The organism is Haloprofundus sp. MHR1 (assembly GCF_005155585.1).
Taxonomy (GTDB): domain Archaea; phylum Halobacteriota; class Halobacteria; order Halobacteriales; family Haloferacaceae; genus Haloprofundus; species Haloprofundus halophilus.
The window spans coordinates 2,786,498-2,812,777 of sequence record NZ_CP039833.1; the positions used below are offsets into that span (position 1 = coordinate 2,786,498).

Sequence of the window (26,280 nt, forward strand, 5' to 3'; positions counted from 1 at the left end):
CGGCGCGAGGGGGTTAAGGCCTACGCTTGTGGGGGAATCCGGTCTCGCTCACACCGACCGATAGTCGCCCAACCGCGTCCCGTCGAGCAGGTACAGCTCCCCCGACTCCAACCCCCCGGGCAGAAACGGCGAGAGGAACTCCTGCCCCTCGACGTTCACCCACGTCCCGCCGGAGCGCTCGTTGAACACCGGGAAGACGACGAGTTCCGGGTCCGTCCACTCGAAGTCGTCGGAATCGTCGCCTTCGACGCCGAGATGCTCGGCGAACACGTCGCGGCGGAGCGGTCCGCGGAGCCACGCCGGTTCGACGCGCCCGCCGCCGACCGAATCCTGCAGTTTCACCGTCACGTGCTCGTGACCCATGCAGATGGTCTCGGCGCCGAGCACCGCCCGGTTCGGCCACGTATGCCCGTGGAGGAAGCCAACCTCTCCCATCCGTACGCCGTCGCCGGGCGTCGCGTCGATGCGGTCCTCGAACGCGTCGGCGACGCCGCCGTCGTGGTTTCCGGTGACGAGCGTCAGCGGCACGTTTCGAGAGTCGAGCGCGTCGAACAGCGCCTCCAGTTCCCTGTGTTCCTCGCCTTTCGGGTCGCCGATGCGGTGGCCGATGTCGCCGAGGACGACGACGCGGCTCGCCCCGGTGCGGTCGAGAAGCGAGAGCAGCCGCTCGCGGCGAGCGTCGGCGTTACTCGCGAGTTCGACGCCGCGCTCGTAACGCAGTCCGACTTCGATGCCAGCGTGGTAGTCGGCGACGACGAGCGCTCGTTCGTCGCCGAGGTCGGCGGTCGCCGCCGGTTCGCCCGGCACGGGTTCGACCGCGGGTCGCGTCATCAGATGGCTTTCAGCTTCCCGTCGGCGGGCTCGTAACACTGTCCGCTCATCAGCGCGTCCTGGATGGCGTCCTCGACGTTTCCGGGGTCCGCGCCGTGTTCGTCGACGACGGCGGCGACGACTTTCTCGCGGTCCGCCCCGTCGCCGTCGTCCAACTCGGACATGGCGTCGACGGCCGCGGCTTTGAGGTCCGCCTCGTCGAGCGGTTCGTCCGCCTCCTCGGCGTCGGTTCCGTCGTCCGTGTCGGTGGACGCTGCGTCCGTCTCCGGGGCGGCCGCCTCGGCGGGTTCGGCCGCGACGTCGTCCGCCTCCTCGGCAGTTTCGTCGACGACCGAACCGGTCGAACCGGCGGCGCTCGTTTCGGCGGCGACGGACTCTTCGGCGTTCTCTGCGCCCGCCTCGTCGGTCGGCACGTCGATATCCGCGTCGCCGGGGTCGTCGACTTCCGCGCCGCTCGTGAACTCGGTGCCGAACTCCTCTTCGACCTCCTGGCGCTCGTCCTCGTCGAGTTCGTACATCCCGTCGTCGAAGTCGTCGAGGTTCTCTCCGCCGGTTTCGTCGGTCGGTTCGGTTTCGTCGGTCGACTCGGTCGATTGGTCGAAGTCGCTCGACGCGTCGTCGAAGTCGCCGAGCCCGCCCGAGCTGTCGGTCTCGGTCGGCTCGGAGTCGGTCTCAGAGTCAGTGTCGACGGTTTCAGCGGACCCGGAGTCGGTCGCGTCTGATTCAGCCTCCGTCGACGCGGCGGTCGTCTCCTGTCTGTCGGGAGCGGTCGCCTCGGCGGGTTCGGCGGCGGTGTCAGCCGTCGATTCGTTCGTGCCGACCATCGTCTCGGTGGACGCTGCGGCAGCCGACTCCTCGGCGGCTGGTTCAGTCTGCTCGGTTGATTCGGTCGATTCGGTCGATTCGGTCGATTCGGTCGATTCGGTCGATTCGGTCGATTCGGTTGATTCGGTCGTCTCAGTCGAGGCGGCCTCGGGGTCGGTACCGGCGGTAGTTTCGGTACTCGACTCGGTGCTGTGGGTCGCTTCGACGGTCTCCGCAGGTTCTGTGGAGTCGTCGCTCTCGGGGTCGCTGGCTTCCCCGGCTTCCTCGGCTTCCTCGGCTTCGGACGTTTCGCCGGCTTCCTCGACGGCGACGTCCGAGAGGTCGGGGCGCTCGATACCCGCCGGAAGCGGGCCGAGTTCCGTCGGTTCACCCTCCGCGGGACCGACGGTCAGCGGGCGGACCTCGTCGCGGTCGCCGGCGACGACCTCCAGCGCGTCGACGGCCAGTTGCCGAATCGCTTCGAGGTACGCAGTCGTCGTCCCGTAGTGGTCGATGGCGCGCGGGATGCCCGCGGCGAGCGTCTCGTCGACGCCAGCGGCGAGGAGCGCGCGCTCGAGGTCGTCGCCACGTCGGTCGTCGGCGAGCGCGGCGTCGAAGGCGGCGACGCGACGGAGCGTCGCCTCGGCGGTCGAGACGACCCAGCGGTCCCGGGTGTCGGCGTCGACGGCGTTGACGCTCTCGGGGCGGACCGAGGTGAACACGCGGTCGGAGTCCTCCGGTTCGAACGTTCTGGCTTTCCCCGTGAGCGCGACGAACGCCGGCGGCGTCGTCCGGTCGATGAAGGCCATCGCCTCCGGTTGGTACTGCCCGGCGTAGGTGACGAACGCACCCGTCGGGTCGGCGACGCGGCCCCGAAGCACCTCCTCGTTGACCTGTTCGACTTCGGTCAGCACGCCGACGGCGAACAGGCGGTTGACCCGCGCCCCCGTCGGCGTGACCACGTAGTTCGGCGCGCGCTCCTCGTCGCTCTCGGAGTACGACAGCGACGCGTCGTCGTACTCGGCCGCGAAGAGCCGGTAGGCGACCTCGCGTCGTCCTGGGGCATCGGCGCTCATCGCGCCACCTCCTCGTCGGCGGCCGGAATCTCTGAGAGCAGCGTCCGGGCGCGCTCGGCCGGGTCGTCGTCGGTCTCCTCGAACTCGCTGGCGTCGAGGTTCGCGCCGTATTCGTCGACCGAGAGGTTGCCGCGGACGCGGTGTTCGAGGCCGACGAGTTTCTCGCGGATGTCGTCGGCGACGACCTCTTTGTCCATCGCGTCGCGGGCGGCCTGCTTCGCGTCGTCGATACCGCCGCCGTACACCTCGCTCGTCGCCTCGGCGTCGAGGACGACGGTGACGGTGTCGGTGCCGTCGTCGAGAATCGCCTTCACGCGCAGGTCGTCCTCGCCGTCGACGTTACCGTGACTGCGGCACTGGCCGTTCTGGACGACGCGGCCGCACTCCGGACAGCGCTCGATGAGGCCGGAGCCGTCGCGGACGGCGATGACGTTGCCGACGAGTTCGACGTCGAACATGCCGCCGGCGTCGACGGCCTCGTCGATGGGGAGCCGGGGGGCCGCGTCGCGGACTTCGACGGGGTCGGCGAGTTCGGTGACGGTGGTGAACTCCGAGAGGTTCACCGAGGGCACGCCGCGGAACTCGCGGATGTACACGTCCTCGATTCGGAGGTTCGCACCTTCTGTGACCTCGTCGCGGGGGTTCCAGTCGGTGAAGGGCAGTCGGGCGGTTTCGTCGGCGAGGACGCCCGAGAGAATCTCGGTTTCGCCGTCGCGTCCGTCGATCGTCCGCTCTTCGACTTCGAGCACCTGTACCTCGACGTTGCGGCCGCGGTCGCCGGGTTCGAGGTCGAGGAGGGTCGAGTCGCCGCCGACCTCGTAGTCGGTCGAAACCGACTCGGAGGCCACGGCGACGCTGCTGCTCTCGCCGAGGTTCAGTTCGGGTCGTCCGTCCCACTCGCGGACGTTCGCGTTGCCGATGGTGACGGTGTCGCCGGCCTCGAACCCGAAGTCGGTCCACGCCGTGTACGAGATTTTCCCCGACTCGTCGGCGAGTTCGCCCTCGCGAATCGTCTGGTCTTTGCCCTGGTAGCGAATCGAGCGGGTCCCGACGGTGAGCACTTTCGCAGTAACCGTGACGCTGCCGTCCTCGGGGGTGATTTCGGCGACGTTCTTCGAGGTGGGCGTCGCACCGCCACCGCCGCTGCCGCCACCGTGTTTTCGGCGGATGCTCTGTTTGGCCTCCTCGATGGGGACGCTGTACTGCAGCAGGTTCTCCAAGTCGCGTGTGACCTCCTCTTTGTCGACGCCGAGAGCGGAGGCGAGCTCCTCGGCATGGTCGTCTACTTGCATCGGGGAAGGTTTCGACCCGCTGTGTTAAAAACCGTTGCACGCGCGGGCGCGATGGAACCAGATGGTCGCACGGGCGCGATGAACGACGGCCGCCCGGAGCGACGAAGGAGAGCTGACGGAGCGAAAATCGGACGAACGCCTAAGTAACGTCGCCGAGAGTGTGCGCTATGGACGAGTTCACGTTCGAGACGCACATCGACGAGGACGGCGACACGACCATCGACGTGGTCGGAGACCGAGCCATCGCCGTCGTCGTTCGCTCGGAGTCGGGAGAGCGTATCTACCTCCCGCCCGAGGGGTTCGACCGACCGCGACAGGACGACAGCCCCTACCAGTCGCGCGATAGCCCGTATCAGAGTAGCGCCGACAGTCCGTACCAGAGCAGCACCGACAGCGATAGCCCCTACCAGAGCAGCGCCGACAGTCCGTACCAGCGGAGTAGCGCGCCGAAGAAGAAGGGCGTCTCGTTGACCGCCGACGGACTGCGGATTCGACACCCCGAACCCGTCACCCACGTCGAACTCTACCGCGGCGGCGACTGAGCAGCCAAGCCGCGGCGACGACTGAGCGTTCGAGCGTTTCGGAGCCGTTTCAGGCGATTTCCCGGTAGTACTCCGCGGTCTCTTCGACGACCTCGTCCCACCCGCGACGCTCGTACTGCGGCGGTCCGTCGCGCGAGAGCGCCTCCTCGATGCCGTCGGCGATGGAGTCCGAGTCCGGTTCGACCTCGACGAGACAGTCGTCAGGCAGTATCTCTGCGACGCCGCACTCGGTGGCGACGACCTGTGTCCCCACCTCCAGCGCCTCGGTGATAGTGATGCCGAACGGTTCGGCGAGCGACGGCGAGACGAACACGTCCGCCGACGCGTAGTAGTCGCCGAGCGCCTCCTCGGGCACGTAACCGGCGAATATCACCTGGTCTTCGACGCCGAGCAGTTCGGCGAACCGCTCCAGTTGGTCGGTCAGGTGACCCTTTCCGCCGATGACGAGCGTCACCTCGGGGTCGCGGAGCTTCTTGATGGCGTAAAGCAGGTGAGCGATACCCTTCTGGTCCGTGTGGCGGCCGACGTACAACAGCATCGGGCCGTCGATTCCCAACTCCTGCTTGTAGTCGCGGCCGGTGGTGTCCGGCGTCGAGAAGCCGTTGTGAATGACGGTCGACTCGCCGCCGTACTCCTCTTTCAGGTTACGAGCGAGGAGATGACTCACCGACAGGAGGTGGTCCGAGCGGTCGGTGACGCGGCGTTCGGTCTCCAGTTCGCGCTGCGGTGGGTCGATGTTGCGGTCGGACGAGAGCGAGTGAAAGGTCGTCACCCACGTCACGTCGGTCTGCTGTTTCGCGCGCGAGGCCGGACCGTAGCCGAACCAGTCGTGGGTGTGAACGATGTCGAACTCGGATGCGCGCTCGGCGAAGCGCTTGCTGATACGACCGATTCGCGTAACGATGTCGCCGTCGCCCGTCGGCACGCCGACGATGTTCTCGCGGCCCTCCGGGGCGTACTCCGCCGGGAGCAGTAGTTCGATCTCGATGTCGGTCTCCTCGAGGCCGTTGAACAAGGCACCGACGTGGGTGTCTAGGCCGCCGGCGACGTTCGGTGGAAATCCCCAACCGAGCATGAGAACGCGTGGTGGCATTGTACACGATTCTCAGAGGCGATACTTAGTGTTTTGCTGAATGCGGCGCGTCGACGGTCGACCGGGTCTGAGAGGCGTCGAAAACGCGCATCGAAAGGAGCATCTTATCGGCCACCCCAGTGACACGACATGCACGTGGTGGTCAACGCGGCGACGAGCGTCGACGGGAAACTCTCCTCGCGGCGACGCGAGCAGGTCGTCATCAGCGGAGAAGACGACTTCGACCGCGTCGACCGCCTCCGCGCCGAGAACGACGCCGTCATGGTCGGCGTCGGCACGGTTCTCGCGGACGACCCGCATCTCGTCCTCGACGCCGAGCGTCGCCGAACCGAGCGCCGTGAGAGCGGTCGGTCGGAGAACCCTGCTCGTGTCGTCGCCGACTCGCGCGCGCGGACGCCCCTCGAAGCCCGGATTCTCGACGACGAAGCTCGCACCTACCTACTCGTCTCCGAGGCAGCGTCGAAGAGTCGTCTGGACGATCTACGCGCCCAAGGCGCGACTATCGTCGTCGCGGGCGACGACCGAGTCGACCTCTCGGCCGCGTTCGACACACTCGAAGCCGAGGGCGTCGACCGACTGATGGTCGAAGGCGGCGGCGAGCTCATCTTCTCGCTGTTCGAGGCCGGGCTCGTCGACGAACTCTCGGTCTACGTCGGGTCGAAGGTAATCGGCGGCCGCGACGCCCCGACGCTCGTCGACGGCGACGGGTTCGTCGACGAGTTTCCCGCGCTCTCGCTCGACTCCGTCGACCGCGTCGACGACGGCGTCCTGCTCCGATACTCGGTACCCTGAACGGTATTGCGAACTTCGAGACAAACTGCTCAACGCTTATGAGCGGTGGACGGCTAACCAGAGGTGATGAGTACACCAGAGAGCGCAGAGAAGCCAGTACACGTCGAGGACCAGAGCCACCTCGAATCGCTCGTCGCCGAAAACGACGTCGTCGTCGTCGACTACTACGCCGATTGGTGCGGCCCGTGCAAGATGCTCGAACCGACGCTCGAAGAGTTGGCCGCCGAGACGGACGCCGTCGTCGCAAAACTCGACATCGACGAACACCAGCAACTCGCCCAGTCGGCCGGCGTTCGGAGCGTGCCGACGCTGGAGTTCTACGCGAACGGCGAGGCTGCCGAACGAGTCGTCGGCGTCCAGGAGAAATCCTCGCTCGAATCGATGGTTTCGCAGCTCTCGTCGTAACGAGCCCGCCGAGTCGAACTTTACACTTTTCCGAGCGCTCCGAACGCGTCGACGAGTTCGTCGTGAGCGGCCCCGTTCGAGGCTATCAACCCCTCTGAGTCGTGTCTCCACGGGTCACCCGACGGGTCGGTGACGACGCCACCGGCCTGTCGGACGAGAAAGACGCCCGCAATCGTGTCCCACGGGGATAGTTCGACCGTCGAAACCGCGGCGTCTAACTCGCCGCTGGCAACCATCGACAGCGTCGTTTGGCCGCTCCCGACTCGCCGAAGGTCGCCGAACTCGGTGACGATTTTCTCCGCGACGCGGGCGAGCGCCCGGCGTTCGGGGCGGCTCAGCCCGAAGATAGGGTCGATGACGAGCGTCTCCGAGTCGGACGCGCCACTCACGCCTACCGGGTCGCCGTCTCGTCTCGCCTCGTCGCCCGTCGCTACGTAACGTTCTCCGAGCGCCGGAAGGTAGTTCACTGCGGCACGCGGTTCACCGTCCTCCACGAGTGCGACGCTCGTCGCCCACCGTCTGTCCCCGGCGACGTAATTGTTCGTTCCGTCGATCGGGTCGATTACCCACGCGACACCGTCTTCGGGGACGCGTTTTGCCGCGTCGTCTTCTTCGCCGACGATGTCGTCTTCGGGGAACCGTTCGGAGATTCGCTCGACGATGTGGCGTTGCACGTCTCGGTCGACTGCCGTGACGGCGTCCAGCGGTCCCGCCTTCGTCTCGACGGCGAGTTCCTGTCGGAACGAATCGAGCGCGAGCTCGCCGCCTTCGTGTGCGACATCGACGACGAGGCGTTCGCGCACTTCGAGGTCGTCCATATCGTTCCGTCGAAGGCGAGAGTGAAAGGATTATGCAATTCTCCAGTAGGTGATCCGATGACCGAGACGAGCGCCGTGCTCGACCGACAGTTTCGACGCTGCGGACTCACTCGCGGTGAGATGCTCGGTTCGGCAGGCACGACAGATGACGTGGTACGCCCGCTCGTTCATCTACGGCGTCGTCTGCGACCCACTGCATAGTTATCCGTCTCGCTCCAACTCCCGAGCAGTGCCTGTGGCCCCGGTAGAGGCACGTTACCGGATGCTCAGAACGGGACGTCGGAGAAGTCGTCGTCCGGAGTCGAACCGAAGCCACCCATTCCCGTGGAGGCGTGAACGGCACTAATCTCGTCGAACTCCGAGACCATCCGGCTCTTCAGCGCCTGAACGGTCATCGGCGAGATACCACACCCCGAGCACGCGCCACCGAGTGCAATCCACACTTCGCCGCTCTCCTCGTCGAGGGCTTCGATAGCGGCGCTACCGCCGTGCATCTGAATCTGTGGGAAGTTGCGCATCATGAACAACTCGATGCGGTCTTCGAGGCTCTTTTCGGCGTCTATCGTGCTCATACGATGGGAGAAGGGGTGAGGGGGTATAGCGTTTTGTACCTGATTTTCTAAGGCCGAATATCGTTAAGGCAGTGAAATTAGAATCGGCTTGGCTAAATCAACACAACGGCGGACCACTCTGGAATATTTCGCATAGAGTAGGTAGAAAGACCTCATATACAAAAAGTGTGGAGAAGATAAACGCAATCAGCAATATAACTAGAAAGCCGCTGTCTGCCTTTGCTCTCTTTCTCATCGAAAACCCCCCGAAGAGGTGAGAGACGAATAGGTTCGAAGGGATTTTGCTTCTTCTTTTGATTTTTGCTTAGAATATGCAAAGAGCGCAGTTAGGCTTGAAATAGTGAGTAAAGCAACTCCCAACCCGAGATTTGAGAGAATTACTAAGCCTGCTGCATGAGCGATTCCGTAAGCCAGTACTCCAAGAAATCGAAGGAATACGAAGGCACCAACAATACCCCCAACCATAAGGAGGAATTTGGCGTCTTGATAGCTCTGAAGCGCATCAAATGCATAAGGACCCTGCGATTGGAACGATTGCAATTCTATCAGAATCATTTTGAAGGGGTCACCTACTTCTTTCCAAAGTCCACCGAAGAAGGCCCCACAATACAACGTTCCGCTGATGAATGCTCTCAATTTCTCTGACATTCATTTTCCAATACCATTTCAAAGCACTTAATTGTGTCTTTTATTCTGTTATGTTGGACTGAATTTTGTCTTACTCCGTAAGAAATTGTCGTGTAAACAGGACAAATACGACATTCGTCGTTTTGGAGAATCCAACTGGTGAAACCGGAACGCAAGCAGTGCTTTTAACCCCAGAGACAGTATCCCGTGGTATGATTTCGCTTGACGACGCCGTGACCGCGCGACTCGAATCACACGGAGCGCGCTTCGAGGTGCTCATCGACCCCGACGCCGCACTTGCGATGAAACGCGGCGAGTTCGACGGCGACCTGGAGGAGGTCATCGCCGCCGAAGACGTCTTCGAGGACGCCTCCCGCGGCGACAGACCCGCCGAAGAGGACCTGAAGAAGGTGTTCGACACGACCGATCCGATGCAGATCATTCCGGAGGTCGTCGAACGCGGTGAGATACAGATTACGGCCGAACAGCGCCGCGAGATGCAAGAACAGAAGCGACGCCAACTCATCAATCGCATCGCGCGCAACGCGGTCAACCCGCAGATGGACGACGCGCCGCATCCGCCCGAGCGCATCGAGCGCGCGCTGGAGGAAGCGGGCTTCCGCGTCGACCCGATGGAACCCGTCGAGACCCAGGTCGACGACGCCCTCGACGCGCTCCGGCCCGTGATTCCGATACGGTTCGCCGAGGTGACCATCGCGGTCAACATCCCCGCACAGTACGCCGGCAGCGCGCAGGCGCGAGTCCGGCAGTTCGGTGACTTAGAGCGCGAAGAGTGGCAGAACGACGGGTCGTGGGTCGGCGTGATGACGTTCCCCGCGGGGATGCAGAACGACTTCTACGACCTCGTCAACGAACACACGAGCGGCGAAGCGGAGACGCAGATAATCAAGGATAAAGACGATTTAGCGACCCGCTGAGCGCTCGAACGACGTACTGACGAGAAGCGGCGAATCGGCTGGGTTACCCTTTCTTGAAGCCGACGAGGAAGCCACCGGTGAACCCGGCGGAGATGGAGAGTGTCGAGAGAATCGTCATCATCCAGTCGGGCGGCGTGCCCGTCGTCGCGGCTTCTCCGGTCTTCAGGAAGCCTGCGCTCAGTTTGTCCCAGTCGACGGAGAGAATCCCGCGCGATTCGAGGAACTTGAACAGCGCGAGTTCGAGACCGACGAGGACGGCGATAATCTTCGCTACCTTCTTCGCCGCGAAGCCGATTATCGCACCGATAACGGTGCCGGTGCCGGCTTCCATGGCGAGTTGTTGTACGTCTATTTCCATAACGACCGACAGTCCTCACAACTAACTTATTACCTTTGTGGATACGTGTCGGCACGGCGAGACGAACCTCGGGTCGAACCGACCCCCGACCCAGGAAAGTACAAAAGTGCGCACGACATACACCCGCACATGCGAACAGAGGTGGAGAGCACCCATCCCTGAAGACGGGACCGCCGTGGTCGCAAAGCGCGTCGACTCCGGGAGCGCCGACCTCGGAGAGATAACGGAACTGGCGCGCGCGGCCGGGTACAGAGTGGTCGGTGAACTCACACAGAGCCGCGAGGAGGACCCCGCGTACGAGTTCGGAGAGGGGAAGGTCGACGAACTCGCGGCGTTGGTCCGCCGCAGCGACGCCGATACGGTCATCGTCGACAACCGACTGGGACCGTACCAGACGTACAACATCGGACAGAAACTCCCGGACGGCGTCGAAGTCGTCGACCGATTCACGCTCATCCTCGACATCTTCGGCCAGCGCGCGCAGACCCGCAAGGCCCAACTGCAGGTCGAACTCGCGGAACTCAGATACGAACTCCCGCGCGCGGAGGCGAAGGCGAGTCTCGCCAAACGGGACGAACGGCCCGGGTTCATGGGCCTCGGCGAGTACGACGAGAGCCGCGAACGGGACATCAAGGCCCAGATAGCCAACATCAAACGCGAACTGGACTCTATCGCCGACAAGGAGGAGACGCGGCGCGAGCAGCGCCGCGAGTCCGGCTTCGACCTGGTCGCGCTCGCTGGCTACACCAACGCCGGAAAGTCGACGCTGCTTCGGCGACTGGCCGCCGAACTCGACGTCGACGAGAACGAGGACCTCCATCCCGACTTGGAGGCGACCGCAGAGTCCGAGGACCGCCTGTTCACGACACTCGGAACGACGACGCGCCGCGCCGAAACCGGAAAGCGGAACGTCCTCCTCACCGACACCGTCGGCTTCGTCTCGGACCTCCCCCACTGGCTGGTCGAATCGTTCAAGTCGACGCTCGATTCGGTGTACCGCGCCGACCTCGTCTTACTGGTCGTCGACGCCTCCGAACCCGTCGAGGAGATGCGCGAGAAACTCGTGACGAGTCACGACACGCTGTACGAGCGCAACGAAGCGCCCATCGTGACGGTACTGAACAAGATAGACCGAATCGACGACGACGAACTCGAAGAGAAGAAAGCGGCGTTGACGGCGCTCGCGCCGAACCCGGTCGCCGTGTCGGGACAGACCGGCGAGAATATCGAAGCACTGCAGGCGCGCATCGAGGCCGAACTCCCCTCGTGGGAGCGCGAGCGGTTGATGATACCCCTCGTGGACGAGACGATGAGCGTCGTCTCGTGGATTCACGACCACGGCCACGTCGAGACCGAGGAGTACGACGACGACCACGTGCTCGTCGAGTTCGAAGCGCGACCCGCAATCGTCGAGCAGGCGCGCGCGAAAGCCGCCGATTTGACCGCCGTCGAGTCGGCCTGAGGCTGCTCCCGTCGGTCTGAGTGAGCCTACGTCGGTCCGAGTCTGCTCGCGTCGGCCCGTGTCCACACTCGGTCGCTCGCGTTTTCGACTCGTCCGCCACACCGACGAAACGGAGGTTTATTGTTTCGGCTTCCCCTCCCTTGTCGGGGACAATGCTACTCTCAGGAACCGTCGTCGTCGACGCGGAGACCGTCATCGAGGACGGGGCCGTCGTCGTCGACGACGACCGTATCTCGGCCGTCGGCGAGCGGGCGGCCCTCCTCGACACCCACCCGGACCACGAGCGGCGGTCGTACGACGTGCTGCTACCCGGTCTCGTCGGCGGTCACATCCACTCGGTGCAGTCGCTCGGCCGCGGCATCGCCGACGACACCTCACTTCTCGACTGGTTGTTCGACCACGTGCTCCCGATGGAGGCGAACCTCGACGCCGAGGGGATGCGCACCGCCGCCGAACTCGGCTACCTCGAACTCGTCGAGTCGGGAACGACGACGGCCATCGACCACCTCTCGGTTCGGCACGCCGAGGAGGCGTTCGAAGCCGCCGGCGAAGTGGGCATCCGCGGCCGCATCGGGAAGGTGCTCATGGACAAGGAGTCGCCGCCGGGGCTCGTCGAGGACACGAAGGCCGCCCTCGACGAAACCGAGCGACTCATCCAGAAGTACCACGGCTCTTTCGGGGACCGCATCCGCTACGCGGTGACTCCCAGATTCGCTGTCAGCTGTACGGAGGAGTGCCTCCGCGGGTCGCGCGAACTCGCCGACCGCTACGACGGCGTCCGCATCCACACACACGCAAGCGAGAACCGCGACGAGATAGCCACCGTCGAGCGCGAGACGGGGATGCGGAACATCGAGTGGCTCGACGAGGTCGGACTGACAGGCGAAGACGTCATCCTCGCGCACTGCGTCCACACTGACGAAGTCGAGCGTGAAATCCTCGAAGAGACGGGCACGAACGTCACCTACTGCCCGTCGTCGAACATGAAACTCGCCTCGGGCATCGCGCCCATCGTCGACTACCTCGACCGGGGAATCAACGTCGCGCTCGGCAACGACGGCCCGCCGTGCAACAACACGCTCGACGCGTTCACCGAGATGCGGCAAGCGAGCCTCCTCCAGAAGGTGCAGACGCTGGACCCGACGACGACGCCTGCAAAAGTTATCTTCGAGATGGCGACGCGAAACGGCGCGAAAGCGGCCGGGTTCGAGAGGGTCGGGAAACTGAAGAAGGGGTGGAAAGCCGATGTCGTCGGCCTCACCACCGACCTCACGCGCGCGACGCCGCTGCACGACGTGCTCTCGCACCTCGTCTTCTCGGCGCACGGCGACGACGTGCGGTTCACCATGGTCGACGGCGAAGTGCTCTACGATGACGGCGAGCACGTCCGCGTCGACGCTGACGAGATTAGAGCGAGAGCCAGCGAGTACGACATCACGAAAGAACGCCGCGAGTGCGAACACGAGCACCCGGCGTAGTCGCGTCGAGTTGTTTTCCGTTTGTTCCCGTCCCGAGCGTTTATCACCGAAGACGGAACCATCCCGCCGCGTGCGCTGAGTAGCGCCGCGATTCGGGCGAGGCGGGAGTACGGCGACCCGGTCGCGGAACGGTCGAGAGTACGGTACGCCGTCTGCTCGCCCCCTACCCCAGCGTCTGCTTCTCCTTCGTAACGACTTCGACGTCACGAATCGAGGTGTCGGGATACTGCCCGTCGTCGTCCTTCTCGGCGGCTTTCACCATGTCCCAGACGACGTTTAGGCCGGTGGTGACGCCTTCGAGCGCCTCCATCTCGCAGCCGGTCTTGCCGGTGGTTTCGACGCCGACGGTCAACACCACCCGGTCGTCGCGCACGTCGAACTCGGTGTCGACGTTCGTGATGGGAATCTGGTGGCACATCGGAATCGTCTCCCAGGTGTGTTTGACAGCCTGCACCGCGCCGACGCGGGCGGTCGCCAGCACGTCGCCTTTCTCGATTTCGTCGCCGCCGATCGCGTCGATGGTGGACTCGCGCAGCCGAATCTCGCCCCGTGCCTCCGCGCGGCGCGCAGTGTCGGGTTTCGCGCCGACGTCGACCATCTGGACGTTGCCTCCTTCGTCGGTGTGAGTCAGTTCGGAGCGGCTGCTCGTTCGGTACGTCTCGGCTTCGGGGTCGTCTTCATCGGGGTTGCTGTGGTCCGCAGGGTCGGCGTCTGCGTCGCCGGCGGCCTCGGCCGGGTCGCTGTGGTCGGCGGGCCCGGTCGGTCGTCCTTTCTCGGTCATACCTCTCCAACCTCGCCGCCGCGGTTCATCGCTTTCGGTAGGCGGTCGGGGAGGTCCGTCGCGACGAGGCCGTAGCCGCGTTCTTCGGCGGCGAGGTCACCGGCGCGACCGTTGGCCCACGCGGCGACGCACGCGGCGTCGAACGGGTCCTGGGTCGCCGCGAGCGCGCCCGTTACCCCGGCGAGCACGTCCCCGGTCCCACCGACGGTCATCCCGGCGTTGCCGGTTCGACTGGCTCTCGTCCGCTCGCCGTCGGATATCACGTCGTACGCTCCCTTCACCAGAAGCGTCTGCCCGAGGTCGGCTGCGAACTCCTCGACCAGGTCGGCACGTGCTTCCCAGTCGTCGGCCGTCTCACCGCCCATCTTCTGCAACTCCCCCTGGTGCGGCGTACAGACGAGCGTCGCGTCGGTGTCGACTTCGGGGACGACCTGTAAGGCGTCGGCGTCGACGACGGCGGTGCCGTCGAACGCCGAGAGGAACTGCCGGACGGCGTCGAGCGTCTCGTCCGCCCCGCCGAGTCCGGGACCGAGGACGACGGCGTCTTTGCTCTCGGCGCGGCCGAGCAGTTCGTCGACGTGGTCGGGACGGAGGTGGTCGCCGTCGAGGCCGTGGACGATGAAGTTCTCGCTGTAGCCGCGCACCGAGTTGGCGACGCTCTCGGGACACGCGACGTTGACGAGGTCCGCGCCCGCCCGGAGTACCGCGTGCGCCGATAGCGCGGGCGCGCCGGAGAACGGCCCGCCGCCGACGACGAGCACGTCGCCGTTGTCGCCCTTGTGGCTCTCGGGGTCGCGGACGACGACGTTCAGGTCGCCGGGGCCGACGAACCGCTCGGCGGCCGCCGGAATCCCGATGTCTGCGACGGTGACGGTCGAATCGAGGGTGTCGAGTCCGGGTTTCGCGTCGTGGAACGTCACCACGCGGTCGGCGTCGACGGCGACGCCCTCGGCCTCGCCGGTGTCGGCGTCGACGCCGGAAGGAACGTCGACGGCGAGCACCGTCGCATCGGCGTCGTTTACGGCTCTCGCCGCCGAGGCCTCGGGCTCCCGGAGTTCGCCCGTGACGCCGGTTCCGAGCATCCCGTCGACGACCAGATCCGGTTCGCCGAGGTCCAGCGTCGTCGAGTCGGAGACGACTTCGGTGTCGTACTCGGCGTTCCGCAGCGCCTCCCAGTTCTCGCGGGCGATGCGGGTCGAAATCGTCTCCGAGCGACCGAGAAGGTGGACCGTCACGTCGTACGCCTGCAGAAATCGGGCGGCGACGAACGCGTCGCCGCCGTTGTTGCCGCGGCCGGCGACGATGGCCACCGACGCTCCCTCGTCGACGAGGGCGCGAACTTCGCGGGCGACGGCGTTACCGCTGGACTCCATCAGCTGTTTCCGTGGGACGCCGAGCGCCTCCGCGTTCTCGTCGACGGCCGCCATTCGACGGGACGTTATCATGCGTCGATGTTCGACGCCGCGGGCGAAAAGCGATAGGGTCGAACCGCTGTCGACGGCGCCGAGGAGACCTTCGATGTCCGCTTTCGTAACGCTTGACCCGGCAGCCGACGAATCCGCGGCAGTGACACGCCGTCTGTTCGGAACGCTCTGCGGGCTCGTCTTTTTCGTCAACCTCGGACGGACGGCGTTCGCTCCGTTAGTCGAACCGTTGCAGGCGGCGTTCGGTGTCGGTCCAGCAGCCATCGGACTCGTCACCTCGCTCGTCTGGTTCGGAACCGCCGTCCCCCGGATTCCGGTCGGCTACCTGCTCACGCGCGTCCCCCGTCACCGCGTCGTGTTGGGAACCGGAGCGCTGCTGACGACCGCCGCGGCGTTCACCGCGACGGCGACGACCCTGCTCGCACTCCAGGTCGGCGCGTTCGCCATCGGCATCGCCTCCGGCGCGTACTTCGTCGCCGCGGTTCCGCTCGTCGGCGAACTGTATCCGGACGCCGTCGGGCAGGCCGTCGGTATCCACGGGACGGCGAGTCAGGTCGCCGCCGTCGTCGCCGCCCCCGTCGTCGTAACGCTTCTGGCCGCCGGCGAGTGGCGACACGTGTTCTGGCTACTCGCGGCGTGTACTGCGATGCTCACCGCCGTCCTCGTCGTGGTCGTCCGCACGCGGGAGACGGTCCCCTCGTCGGCCGGGGACGACCGTAACTTCCGCGAAGCGCTGTCGCACTGGCACGTCATCCTCACGGGGGTAGCGATGGTCGCCGTCGTGGGGTTCGCCTGGCAGGGGTTATTCAACTTCTACGTCCCGTATCTCACGGCGACGAAGGAGTTCACCCCGACGCAGGCGAACACGATGCTGACCGTCGTCTTCGCCGCCGGCGTCCCCGCGTTCTGGTTCAGCGGCCGCCTCGCAGACCGTCTGCCGCACCTGCCATACGTTCTCGGCATCGTCGCTGCGTTCGGCGCGTGCTTAGGTGCCCTGACGCTCGTATCCGACTTCGTTCCGGTGTTAGTCGTGACGGCGACGCTCGGGTACGTCGTCCACAGTCTGTTTCCGGCGCTCGACACGTACATGCTCGGCGCGCTCCCGGCGGAGAACCGCGGGAGCGCCTACGCCGTCTTCAGCGGCGTCGCTCTCCTCATCGAGTCGGGCGGGAGCGGTGCGGTCGGGTTCCTCACGGGGGCGGACGTTCCGTTCGACAGCGTGTTCCGACTGTTCGCGCTCGCGCTCGGCGTCGAACTCGCGGCACTTCTGGCGCTCTACGCCGCGGGGCGACTCCCGAGCGACACGCGGCGTCTCGACGTCGTGACCGACTGACTTCCGCCTGATTCGAGGCGCCGACCGTCGAACCGATTGACCGGAACACGTAACTGAATCTGTCGAAGGGTTTACTAACCTGTCCATGGAATGAGAATCCATGTCAGGTCTGCTCCCGTCTGACAGAGACGCAGAGCGGGAGGCTCGAACCCCCCGCGTCCTGTGGCTCGACGACGACGACGCGGAGCAGCTCATCTCGTCGCTCTCCTCGGAGACCGCTCGGTCGGTTCTCACGGAGCTGTACGAGCGCGACGCGACGGCTTCGGAGCTGTCCGACGCCGTCGACACGTCTCTGCAGAACGTCCGGCACCACCTCGGGAACTTACAGGACGCCGGCCTCGTCGAAGTCGTCGACACGGAGTACTCCGTGAAGGGACGCGAGATGAACGTCTACGCGCCCGTCGACAGCCCGCTCGTCGTCTGCGCCGGCCAGGAGGACGACCGCGCGTCGGTGCTCGACTCCTTGCGGAAGTTCGTCGGCGTCGCCGCGTTGTTGGCCGTCGGCGCGGTGCTCGTCCAGTGGCTGTTCGGGGCGGCGGTGACCGTCTCCGACGCCGGCGGACCGGGGACGGCCCCGCGAGTCGGCGACAGCGTCGCCGGCGGAGTCGCCCCGCTTCTCGGGACGCTGCCCCCCGGCGTCGCGTTTCTGGCCGGCGGTGCACTCGTCCTCGCTGCAGTCCTCGTGCTGGAGGTCGTCGATAGGTGAACAGACCCGGCGACCGGCACCGCGAGCGTGCACACTGACTCTGGCCGATGAACCGACGACTCGTCGCGTGCGTGCTGGCCGTCTGCGTGCTCGTCACCGCGTCGAGCGCGCCACTGGCCGGGTCCGTCGCCGCGACGGTTCCGCTGCTTCCCGGAGAGGATTCGGCGACGACGGCTCCCTTCGGACAGGTGAGCCGGACCGGCGGTCACATCGTCTCGACGGAACGCGTTCACGAGCGGGGTATCACCGGCGACGGCGTCGCCGTCGGCGTCGTCGGCGCCTCGTTCGAACCGGAGGGGACGTCTCTCGACGGTCAGGTCGCCGGGCATCGACGCGCGCCCGACGAACGCGGGACCGGTGAAGTGTCCGTCGGCCCGCAGCGACGAGCCGACGGCCGACACGACACCGCCGTCGCCGCCGTCGTCGCCGAAACCGCGCCGGACGCCGAGCTGTATCTCGCGGCCGTCGGCGACGACCCGACGCCCGAAGAGTACGAGCGGGCTCTCGACTGGCTGGTCGCCAACGACGTGACCGTCGTGGTCGACGCCGGAAGCTACTTCGCCTCGAACCCGGAGACCAACGAGCGCATCACCGCCGCGGCTGAGCGCGCTACCGCCAACGGGACGACGTTCGTCACCTCGGCGGGCAACTACGCGAACAGCCAGTGGGTCGGCGACGGGCCGGCCGACGGCTGGGTGAACTTCTCGAACGAGACGCAGGGCAACCGATTGGCCGGCGGAGCGGTCACCGGCGGAGAGGTGTCGCTGCGGCTCTCCTGGAACACGTCCGCCGACTACGACCTCTATCTGTACCGCGAACGTGCGAACGGTCCGGACCCCGTCGTCGCCAAGTCCGTCCGCCGGCAGAACGACTCCGCGGAGGCGTGGGAAGCCGTCGACGCGTCGGTGCCGCGCGGCCGGTACTACGTCGCCGTCGACGCGTACGACGCGAATCGAACGACCACCGTCGACGACGCGAACGAGAGTGCGAATCTGAGCGTCGACCGACGTTCGAACGCGAGCGCAAATCGGAGTCGAAACGCGAGCGCGACCCGTCTTCGGCTACTGTCGAGTCGCCACTCGCTCGAACACGCCGTCTCGAACGAGAGCGTCGTCGCCCCGGCGACGGGCGAGGGCGTCGTCGCCGTCGGCGCCGTCGACACCGACAGCGGTCGAATCGCGCCGTACAGTTCGCGGAGCGACTCGCTCGTCGACGTGTGGGGGCCGGCGACCGTCAGAACGGAGTCCGGAACGCTCGAAGGAACGTCGGCCGCCGCTCCGTACGTCGCCGGGACGGCGGCGCTCGTCGCCTCGACGTGCACGCGAGAACGGCGACCCGGCGAACTCGTCGAACTGCTTCGGAACTCTGCGACCGACGACCGATACACGCCGGACTCGTTCGCCGTCGTCGAGGCGACGAGAGCGGTCGAAGCCGCGGAGCGGCCCGGTCCCGACGGGCGTTCCTTCCAGTGTCACGACACCGAGTGACTCCACGTCGGCGTCGACACCGTCACGTCGATACTGCCGCGTCGACACCGCCGCGTCGACACCGCCGCGTCGATACCGTGGCGTCCGCCGACGCCACCTCGACTTTTTGTGCGAAGACGAGTCCACCCCTTCGTACCGTGTCGACTCCAGACTCACAGCCTCCCTCCGACACCGATAAGCGTCCGCCCCGGCGAGAGTCGGACGTGACCTGGCGCGAGGTGTTCGGACATGACGAGCCGTATCCCGAGCAGGCCGACGGCATCGAAACCGCCGTCGAGACGGCCGAAGACGGCGGATTCACCGTCGTCGAAGGCGCCTGCGGAACTGGCAAGACGATGCTCGCGCTGACGGCGGGCATCGACCGGGTGCGCGACCCCGACTCGCCGTTCGAGCGCGTCGTCGTCCTCACCAGCGTCAAACAGCAACTCCGGCAGTTCGAAGACGACCTCCGGACCGTCAACGCGAACCTCCCCGACGAGTGGCGACCGGTGTCGGGGCTGACGCTCGTCGGCAAGTCCGACGTCTGCCCGTACAGCCGAGAGCGCGTCGCGGGCGTCGACGACTCGAACGTCTACGAGCGCTGCGAGGGCCTCCGCGAACGAACCAGAAACCTCGCTGCAGAGAGCGGGCCGACCACCGCGTCGGCGCTGGCGGGCGAGGCGCGACGCGCCCAGACCGGCCTCGCCGACACCGGCGCGGGCGGTCCCTCGTACCTCCAGACGGCGGACGAACCGACGCCGTACCTCCCCGAGCTGCCCGAGCACGGCGACACCGAGTTCTGCCCCTTCTACGCGCAGTTCCTCGACGACCTGCCCGAGGACGGCGAACCGATCGAGGCGGTGCCGTTCGACTTCGAGGACGCCGGACTGCTGGAGCCGGACGACCTCGTCTCGCTCTCCGCGGGCTTCGGCACCTGCCCCCACTCGACGATGGGCGCGGTGCTCCCCCACGTCGAGGTCGTCCTCGGCAACTACTACCACGCGTTCGACCCGACGACGGTGGCGACGTTTACGGCCTCCCTGATCGACGAGACGACGTTTCTCGTCTGCGACGAGGCGCACATGCTCGAACCGCGCGTCCGCGACCTCGTCAGTTCGGGCGTCGGCGACCGGAGCCTCCGCGACGCCGAGAACGAGGTGACGCGCGTCATCCAACCCGTCGAGTTCGATGACGCGGGCAGAGAGACGCGCGGGTCGACCGCCGACGCCGACCTCGTCCGCGGCGAACTGAAGAAGAGCGACGTGACGCTTCGAGAGCTGAAAGAGACGCGCGAGTTCCTCCGCGACCTGCGCGAGGAACTCGACCGCCGCGTCGTCGAGCACCTCGACGGCGAGATGCCCGATTGGAGGGCGGACCTCACGAGGCTCGACGACGCCGAAATCCCGCTCCGAGACCCCGAATCACCCGCGGTCGACGAGATAAGCGAGTGGGCCCAGGAGGCCGGCTACGACGGCGGGACGTGGGTGCGCGTCGAAACCGTGGGAGCCGTCGTCGGCCGCATCCTCAACTCGGCCGAGGAAGACGACAAGCAGCGGGCCGCGCCGGGCGTCGGCCGCGTGCTCGGCGAGTGGTACCGCTGCGACCACGAGCGCTACTTCCGCGAACTCGAACTGGAGCGGACGTGGGACGAGATGGAGCCGCCGGACTCGTGGCGGCGGGCGTACAACGCGCGCCTCGCGCTCTACAACTGCGTCCCCTCCGACGCTATCGGCGAGCGACTCGCCGAGTTCGGCGGCGGCGTCCTGATGAGTGCGACGCTCGCGCCGATGGATATCTTTCGGACCGTCTCGGGACTCGACTCGCTGGCCGAGTCCGGCCGCCCGGTCGAAGAGCGGACGTACGGGCTGACGTTCCCCGAGGAGAACCGGGCGAGTTTCGCCGTCGACGCGCCGAAGTTCACCTACGCGAACCGCGGCGCACCCGACGAGGAGAATCCGACGCGACAGGCGTACGAGGACGCCGTCTCGGAGGTTGCACGCTCGCCGGGCAACGTTCTCGTCGGCATGCCGAGTTACGGCGAGGCCGAGTGGATGGCCGGAGTGCTCGACCGCCGCGTCGACAAGCCCGTGCTCCTCGACGAGTCGAGCGACGACGGGACGACCGAGTCGCTGAAGGCGGAGTTCTTCGGCGGCGGGGGGAAAGTGCTCGTCACCAGCCTCCGCGGGACCTTGACGGAGGGCGTCGACTACCGGGGCGACCGCCTCTCGGCGGCGGTCGTCTGCGGCGTTCCGCTCGTGAACACGTCGAGTCCGCGGACGAAGGCAGTGAAGACGGCGTACGACCGCGCCTTCGAGGGGTCGGGCTTCGAGACGGCGCTGACGGTGCCGGCGGTCAGGAAAGCGCGGCAGGCGGTCGGCCGCGTCATCCGCGGCGACGACGAAGTCGGGGTTCGCGTGTTCGTCGACGCGCGTTACGCTCGCGAGTCGTGGAACGGCGTACGCGAGTACTTCCCCGGGTACGAACGCGAGGAGTTTCAGCCGGTGAGCCCCGACATGCTCGGGTTCGGGTTAGAGAGATTCTGGTCGGGGCGGTGAGCCGGTTCCGTCGCAGACACGTCCAGAACGGTCGTCGTCCTCGCGGCGCGTGACTCGCTCGTCGGAGGCATCACCCGGCCGGGTGTGCGACGGTTTGCTCGGTACGCGGGACGGGGTCGTCGTCGACGCGGACGCGGCCGTCGGGCCACCGCGTGACGAGACGCGACGGCGTCGCGTCGCCGAGACCGAAGTGCGCGACGGGTTCCGACTGGCTGTGGCCGCCGCTTCCGGCGTCGACGAGGCGGGACTGGACGCCGTCGGTCGTCTCCAGCGTGACGCTCGCGCCGCGGGCGGGCGCGCCCGCCTCGGTGAGCGGTCGGACTCTGAGCCAGTCGTTGTCGTTCGGCGCGCGGAAAATCGAGAGCGGTTGCGCCCCGGCCTCGCCGTGGACGACGAGCAGTTCGAGCGTCCCGTCGCCGTCGAAGTCTGCGGCGGTCGCGCCCGTCCCCAGTCCCTTCGGTTCGAGCGCTTCGCCGGTACCGACGCGTCGCCACGTGCCGTCCGACCGCTCGAACAGCCGGTTCGGTGCGCCGAGGGCGTTGACGAACAGTTCGAGCGACCCGTCGTTGTCGAAGTCCGCGGCGACGACCGAACGAGTACGGGTCGGCTGTGCGAGTTCCGGCGGCGCGACGTCGCGGAATCGGTCGTCGGTTCGAGCGAACAGCCGCGTCGGTCCCTCCCAGTTGCCGCAGACGAACTCACCGGTCGGCTCGGCACCCGACCCGACGAAGGAGAGACAGCGAGCGTCGCAGGTGGCGTCGGCGACGCCGCTCTCGGCGGCCACGTCGGTGAACTGACCGCCGTCGTTTCGCAGCAGACGGTTCGGGCCGCGTTCGGTCGCCGCGAACACGTCCATCCGCTCGGTGACGAGCGGCCCGCTCGCGAGCGCGCGGACGTTCGCTTCGACATCCAGGCCGACCGACTCCGCCATGTCGGTCACCTCCCCGTCGTCACCGAGTTCGTAACAGCGCATCGGCGATCCGTCGCTCGCGACGAGCAGCCCGTACCGACCGGTGCCGTGCCGGTCGACGGCGGCGACCGACCAGCCGTCTCGTCGGTTGCTCCGTCCGGCGTTGACTTCCAGCGAGAAGGCGTCGATCCACTCGGTGCCGTCGCAGTCGAAGAGGCGGTCGACCGCGCCGCCCATCCGGCCGTAGCCGCCCGCGTTCTGAACGTACACCTCCTCGCGGCCGTCGCCGTCGACATCGGCGGCGGCGACGGCGATGCCGCGTCGCTGTCTGTCGGCGATGATGCCGGTGGCGATATCGACGAGCGCGCCGTCGCCTCCCCCGTCCGCGTCGCATCTGAGCAGCCTGTTCGCACCGCTGCTGGAGGTGACGTACGTGAGCGGTCCCTGCGGTCCGACCGTGACCGCAGCGCCGTACCCCTTGAACGACGGATTAGTCGCGAGTAAGTCGGAGCGCTCCTCGAACACATCCGTTTCAGTGGGTCCGGCTATAAGAGTGAACGGTCTGGAGTGTCGTCGTCAGGTTGAAACTCGTCGCCGTCTTCGGGGGGTCGACAGAGGGACGAGCGTCGATTCACCCCCTCTTCAGTCCAGCACGCGATCGAAGCTCTCTCGCACGCGTGGACTCGGACTCATCGCGTCGAGTTCGCCCTCGACGTCTACGTCGCCGACGACGCCGGCCAGTTCGGGCCGTCGACGCAACGTCGCCACGTGGTACAGATACGAGAGTCGCAGGAGCCACCGCGCGGGTTCGAGGTCAGCGCCGGTCCGAATGCGGAACGTCGTCCACCCGGAGTCGGGGACGACGTGGTGTTCGCCCGTTCGTCCCTCGTCGATGAGGGTGTCGCGGAGCCGTCTTGGGTAGTTGATGTCGAGGATACCGAATCGGTGGACGTGACCGACCTCGCGGGGGCCGAGCGTGAACTCGCTGCCCTCGAAGCGGTGCGGCGCGACTTCGATGCCGGGCCACGTCGCGACGGTGGCGGTCAGTTCGTCGACGAGTTGCTCGCGAGACGGTGTGGTCGAACTCATAGCGTCGATACGTCGGCGACCGAGATAACGGATGCGCGGTGGATAGCGCTCAACGGAGAACGCGCGTCGGGTACCGACGCCCGTGCGGAGATATCGAGTCAGCGCCGGAAGACGACGGTCTCGACGACGCCGACGGCAGAGGCGTCGAGTTCTCGCCCGTGAGAACCGCTCCGGGCCTCTATTCACCGATATTGCTCACTATAGAGTGGTCTTAGCAGCGGTTATGTACCCGACTGTGGGAGTTCTTGACACCCGGTAACGGGGAACCTCTCCATGAGCCTACACACGAGCGACGACCTGTCCGACGTTCCCGCTGCGCACGACTACCAACTGGACGGCCGCTCGTTCGGTCTCCACAGCGTCACCGTTCGGTACGGAAGCGGTCCCGACCGGTGTACGATCTACCCCCGCGACACGCCCGTCGAAGAGCGAGTGACCGTCTGGCTCACCGCCGACCGCGACGCGTTCGTCGGCCTCGAAGAGATGCGCTAACCGGTCGTCGCCGCGCCAGCGCGTTTCGAACCGGACGCCGAACCGTCAGGAACCGAGCGCCGTCACCGCCTCGGAGACGACCTCGACGCCGATACTCAAGCTTCGTTCGTCGACGTCGAACCTGCTCGAGTGATGCGGCGCGGGGTGGTCGGTACCGACGATCGCGTACGAGGCCGTCCCGCCCCGTTCCTCGACGGCCTTCATGAGGTACGTGGCGTCCTCGCTCGCCCCGAACTCGCTCGTCGCCGTGGCGTTCGTGACGGAGTCGTGTTTCCGCGCGACGTCGGCGATACTCCGGCTAAAATCGGGGTCGCTGTCGGCTCGTGGCGCTTCGCCCGTGACCTCGAACTCGCCGACGCAGGAGTGCATCTCGGCGGCCGCGTCGACGATTCGTTCCGTCTCCGCGCGCAGAAATTGGAGGAGTTCGTTCGTCTCTCCGCGGACCTCCCCTTCGATACGCACCTCCTCGGCGATGATGTTCGGCGCGGTTCCGCCGTCGATGCGGCCGACGTTGATTCGGGTCATCCCCTCGGCGTGGCGGGCTATCGAGTACAAGTTCTGGACGGCCGCTGACGCCGCTTGCATGGCGTTTCGCCCCCGATTCGGGTTCTTTCCGGAGTGGGCGGACTCGCCGTGGAATCGGGCCTCGAAGTTCGCGACGGCGAGTGGTTTCACGATTCCACCGACGACGTCCCCCGTCGGGTGACCCAGACCGACGTGGAGCGCGAGGAAGTAATCGACGTCGTCGACGTGTCGAGAGAGCGCCATCGGCTTTCCGCCGCCGGCGCGCTCCTCGGCGGGCTGGAAGATGAGCTTGAACGTCCCGTCGAACTCGTCGCTCCGCTTCACGGCGTCGAGCACGCCGAGCCCCAGCGTGATGTGCGCGTCGTGACCACAGGCGTGCATCACGCCCTCGTTCGTCGACCGGAACCCCTCGACTGCGGGCAGGTGTTCCGAGTCGTCCGCTTCCCGTTGAGGGAGTGCGTCGATGTCGACGCGGAGCGCGACCGTCGGGCCGTCGGTGCCCTTCTCGAGGACCACGATGCATCCCGTGTGTCCGCCCGCCGTCGATTCCAGAACGTCCGGCCGCGCTCCGGCGTCCGCGGCGCGGTCGTACCACTCTCGGAGCGTCGCGTCGTCCGGAACGGCCATCCGGTGTTCGCTCGCGTACGCCTCCGTTCCGACGTGGAGTCGGTCGACGCCGATTCGTTCCACCTCGTCGACGATGCGACTCGTCGTGTAGTACTCACACCACGCGGGCTCCGGGTACCGGTGGAACTGCCGGCGAAGCTCGCGCAGTCGGTCCCGAACGGGCACGTCACTCATCGTCGAGTTCCCCGGCATCGGCGTCGGCGTCGGCGTCAGCGTCGGCGTCGGCGTCAGCGTCGGCGTCGGCGTCAGCGTCGGCGTCGAACGCCCACGCTAACTTCTCGTTGGCGATGTTTCGGCCGGACAGTTGGAGGACGACCGTCTTCCCGGCGAGTTCGTCGGCCGACGCCAACGCTCCCGCGACGCTCGCGGCCCCGGCACCCTCGAGGAGGATGTGCTCTCGTTCGACCATGGTCCGGACGGCCCTCCGTATCGCGTCGTCCGAGACGGTCACCATGTCCGTGAGCTTCTCACCGAGAATCTCGGAGGTCAGCGCGAACGGCACGCGCGACTGGAGCCCCTCCGCGAGGGTGTCCGCAGTCGGTTGGGGGTCGAGATGTCCCTCCTTCCACGCTCGGTACATCGCGTCCGCGTTGGACGACTGGACGCCGACGACGTCGGCGTCCGCCACGTCGCCGACGGTCAGGCAGTACCCCGACGCGCTGCTCCCGCCGCCGATGGGACAGAAGACGGCGTCGACGTCCGGGAGGTCGTCGAGGACTTCCAGCCCCGCCGTACCGACGCCGGCGACGAGGAGCGGTTCGTTGGCCGAGTGAACGTACCGATACCCGTGCTCGCTGGCCTGTTTCTCGGCCCACTCCCGGGCGTCGTCGTAGTCGCGGCCCACCCTGTGAACCTCCGCACCGAACCGCTCTATCGCCTCGACCTTGTCCTCGTTCGGCTCTCCGGGAACCGCGATGACGACGGGGATATCGAACGTCTGTCCGGCGTAGGCGACGGACTGGCCGTGGTTCCCCGTACTCGCCGCTATCAGGCCGCGGTCGCGGAACTCGGGGTCGAGTCGGGAGCACAGGTTGAGACCCCCTCGAACTTTGAACGCGCCCGTCGGGAGGGTATCGTCCCGCTTCAGATACACGTCCGCGTCCAGTTCGTCGGAGAGATACTGACTTCGGACGAGCGGGGTCTTCGGGAGGTGGCGGTCGGTGACTCGTCGCGCTCTGAAGACGTCCGCGAGCGTCGGAGGTGTGAGGTCGTGGTAGGAGAACACCGTCGTTTCGTCCGGTGATTCAACCGGTTCGTACGCGGTCATGGCCGAGAATGGGCTAT

General features: G+C 66.5%; 25 protein-coding genes. 11 read left to right on the plus strand and 14 right to left on the minus strand.

All coding sequences use genetic code 11. From position 1 onward, the window contains the following. Positions 1-48: 48 nt before the first annotated feature. The 3 genes from FCF25_RS14155 to FCF25_RS14165 are packed head-to-tail and all read right to left on the minus strand — an operon-like array spanning position 49 to position 4,003. Complete coding sequence (locus tag FCF25_RS14155; protein ID WP_137049140.1) at positions 49-831, minus strand: metallophosphoesterase; 783 nt, start codon at positions 829-831, stop codon at positions 49-51. Beyond that, positions 831-2,711, minus strand: coding sequence for a hypothetical protein (locus tag FCF25_RS14160; protein ID WP_137049141.1), 1,881 nt, complete (start codon positions 2,709-2,711; stop codon positions 831-833). Before FCF25_RS14160 ends, FCF25_RS14155 begins: the two co-directional genes overlap by 1 nt. After that, complete coding sequence (locus FCF25_RS14165; RefSeq protein WP_137049142.1) at positions 2,708-4,003, minus strand: Single-stranded DNA binding protein; 1,296 nt, start codon at positions 4,001-4,003, stop codon at positions 2,708-2,710. The genes FCF25_RS14160 and FCF25_RS14165 overlap by 4 nt, the downstream gene beginning before the upstream one ends. Before the next feature lie 167 nt (positions 4,004-4,170). Here FCF25_RS14165 and FCF25_RS14170 point away from each other — a divergent pair, with 167 nt between their 5' ends. Further along, entirely contained in the window at positions 4,171-4,545 is a 375-nt protein-coding gene (locus FCF25_RS14170) for a hypothetical protein (RefSeq protein ID WP_117591208.1), read from the plus strand. Between the two features lie 49 nt (positions 4,546-4,594). Here FCF25_RS14170 and FCF25_RS14175 read toward each other — a convergent pair whose 3' ends face one another. Beyond that, entirely contained in the window at positions 4,595-5,620 is a 1,026-nt protein-coding gene (locus tag FCF25_RS14175; protein WP_117591207.1) for a glycosyltransferase family 4 protein, read from the minus strand. Between the two features lie 147 nt (positions 5,621-5,767). On the opposite strand from FCF25_RS14175, the gene FCF25_RS14180 reads away from it, so the two are divergent. Next, positions 5,768-6,430 carry a 2,5-diamino-6-(ribosylamino)-4(3H)-pyrimidinone 5'-phosphate reductase gene (locus FCF25_RS14180; protein ID WP_137049143.1) on the plus strand — a complete coding sequence of 221 codons (663 nt, stop codon included), beginning with the start codon at positions 5,768-5,770 and terminating at the stop codon, positions 6,428-6,430. A gap of 66 nt (positions 6,431-6,496) precedes the next feature. Then, positions 6,497-6,835 carry a thioredoxin gene (trxA, locus tag FCF25_RS14185; RefSeq protein WP_117591205.1) on the plus strand — a complete coding sequence of 113 codons (339 nt, stop codon included), beginning with the start codon at positions 6,497-6,499 and terminating at the stop codon, positions 6,833-6,835. A gap of 20 nt (positions 6,836-6,855) precedes the next feature. On the opposite strand, the gene FCF25_RS14190 is transcribed toward trxA, so the two are convergent. From FCF25_RS14190 to FCF25_RS14200, 3 genes are all read right to left on the minus strand, one after another. Continuing rightward, a complete protein-coding gene (locus FCF25_RS14190) occupies positions 6,856-7,653 on the minus strand; it encodes an inositol monophosphatase (RefSeq protein ID WP_117591204.1) in 798 nt (265 codons plus the stop codon). 266 nt (positions 7,654-7,919) lie between these two features. Then, positions 7,920-8,225, minus strand: coding sequence for a NifU family protein (locus tag FCF25_RS14195; RefSeq protein ID WP_117591203.1), 306 nt, complete (start codon positions 8,223-8,225; stop codon positions 7,920-7,922). A gap of 231 nt (positions 8,226-8,456) precedes the next feature. Next, positions 8,457-8,873 (minus strand): hypothetical protein, encoded by a 417-nt coding sequence (locus FCF25_RS14200; protein ID WP_137049144.1) that lies wholly within the window; start codon positions 8,871-8,873, stop codon positions 8,457-8,459. Between the two features lie 191 nt (positions 8,874-9,064). Between FCF25_RS14200 and FCF25_RS14205 the strand changes: the two genes are divergently transcribed. After that, positions 9,065-9,790: a ribosome assembly factor SBDS gene (locus FCF25_RS14205; protein ID WP_117591201.1), complete on the plus strand. Its 726-nt coding sequence runs from the start codon at positions 9,065-9,067 to the stop codon at positions 9,788-9,790. A 43-nt stretch (positions 9,791-9,833) separates the two neighbouring features. Here FCF25_RS14205 and FCF25_RS14210 read toward each other — a convergent pair whose 3' ends face one another. Then, positions 9,834-10,148 carry an FUN14 domain-containing protein gene (locus FCF25_RS14210; protein ID WP_232819684.1) on the minus strand — a complete coding sequence of 105 codons (315 nt, stop codon included), beginning with the start codon at positions 10,146-10,148 and terminating at the stop codon, positions 9,834-9,836. A 175-nt stretch (positions 10,149-10,323) separates the two neighbouring features. Here FCF25_RS14210 and hflX point away from each other — a divergent pair, with 175 nt between their 5' ends. Both hflX and FCF25_RS14220 read left to right on the plus strand, forming a co-directional pair. Continuing rightward, positions 10,324-11,610, plus strand: a complete 1,287-nt coding sequence (gene hflX, locus FCF25_RS14215; protein ID WP_394347879.1) for a GTPase HflX — start codon at positions 10,324-10,326, stop codon at positions 11,608-11,610. Positions 11,611-11,762: 152 nt separating this feature from the next. Continuing rightward, entirely contained in the window at positions 11,763-13,088 is a 1,326-nt protein-coding gene (locus FCF25_RS14220) for a 5'-deoxyadenosine deaminase (RefSeq protein ID WP_137049145.1), read from the plus strand. Positions 13,089-13,251: 163 nt separating this feature from the next. Here FCF25_RS14220 and moaC read toward each other — a convergent pair whose 3' ends face one another. Beyond that, entirely contained in the window at positions 13,252-13,869 is a 618-nt protein-coding gene (gene moaC / locus FCF25_RS14225; protein WP_137049146.1) for a cyclic pyranopterin monophosphate synthase MoaC, read from the minus strand. Continuing rightward, complete coding sequence (locus FCF25_RS14230) at positions 13,866-15,314, minus strand: NAD(P)H-hydrate dehydratase (protein WP_137049147.1); 1,449 nt, start codon at positions 15,312-15,314, stop codon at positions 13,866-13,868. Before FCF25_RS14230 ends, moaC begins: the two co-directional genes overlap by 4 nt. 121 nt (positions 15,315-15,435) lie before the next feature. On the opposite strand from FCF25_RS14230, the gene FCF25_RS14235 reads away from it, so the two are divergent. The 4 genes from FCF25_RS14235 (at position 15,436) to FCF25_RS14250 (ending at position 21,353) form a co-directional block, all read left to right on the plus strand. After that, the gene (locus FCF25_RS14235) at positions 15,436-16,626 is read left to right on the plus strand and encodes an MFS transporter (protein ID WP_137049416.1); all 1,191 of its coding nucleotides are present in this window, start codon (positions 15,436-15,438) and stop codon (positions 16,624-16,626) included. 100 nt (positions 16,627-16,726) lie between these two features. Continuing rightward, positions 16,727-17,332 carry a helix-turn-helix domain-containing protein gene (locus FCF25_RS14240; protein WP_137049148.1) on the plus strand — a complete coding sequence of 202 codons (606 nt, stop codon included), beginning with the start codon at positions 16,727-16,729 and terminating at the stop codon, positions 17,330-17,332. 47 nt (positions 17,333-17,379) lie between these two features. Further along, positions 17,380-18,819 (plus strand): S8 family serine peptidase, encoded by a 1,440-nt coding sequence (locus FCF25_RS14245; RefSeq protein ID WP_137049149.1) that lies wholly within the window; start codon positions 17,380-17,382, stop codon positions 18,817-18,819. 203 nt (positions 18,820-19,022) lie between these two features. Continuing rightward, a complete protein-coding gene (locus tag FCF25_RS14250; protein ID WP_137049150.1) occupies positions 19,023-21,353 on the plus strand; it encodes an ATP-dependent DNA helicase in 2,331 nt (776 codons plus the stop codon). Between the two features lie 70 nt (positions 21,354-21,423). On the opposite strand, the gene FCF25_RS14255 is transcribed toward FCF25_RS14250, so the two are convergent. Then, positions 21,424-22,788: a CRTAC1 family protein gene (locus FCF25_RS14255; protein ID WP_137049151.1), complete on the minus strand. Its 1,365-nt coding sequence runs from the start codon at positions 22,786-22,788 to the stop codon at positions 21,424-21,426. A 117-nt stretch (positions 22,789-22,905) separates the two neighbouring features. Then, positions 22,906-23,352, minus strand: coding sequence for a luciferase family protein (locus FCF25_RS14260; protein WP_137049152.1), 447 nt, complete (start codon positions 23,350-23,352; stop codon positions 22,906-22,908). 273 nt (positions 23,353-23,625) lie between these two features. On the opposite strand from FCF25_RS14260, the gene FCF25_RS14265 reads away from it, so the two are divergent. Next, positions 23,626-23,844 (plus strand): hypothetical protein, encoded by a 219-nt coding sequence (locus FCF25_RS14265; protein ID WP_137049153.1) that lies wholly within the window; start codon positions 23,626-23,628, stop codon positions 23,842-23,844. Between the two features lie 45 nt (positions 23,845-23,889). Here FCF25_RS14265 and FCF25_RS14270 read toward each other — a convergent pair whose 3' ends face one another. Together FCF25_RS14270 and FCF25_RS14275 are read right to left on the minus strand one after the other, a co-directional pair. Continuing rightward, positions 23,890-25,170, minus strand: a complete 1,281-nt coding sequence (locus FCF25_RS14270; RefSeq protein WP_137049154.1) for an amidohydrolase — start codon at positions 25,168-25,170, stop codon at positions 23,890-23,892. Then, positions 25,163-26,263 carry a threonine/serine dehydratase gene (locus FCF25_RS14275; RefSeq protein ID WP_137049155.1) on the minus strand — a complete coding sequence of 367 codons (1,101 nt, stop codon included), beginning with the start codon at positions 26,261-26,263 and terminating at the stop codon, positions 25,163-25,165. The genes FCF25_RS14270 and FCF25_RS14275 overlap by 8 nt, the downstream gene beginning before the upstream one ends. Positions 26,264-26,280: the final 17 nt, after the last annotated feature.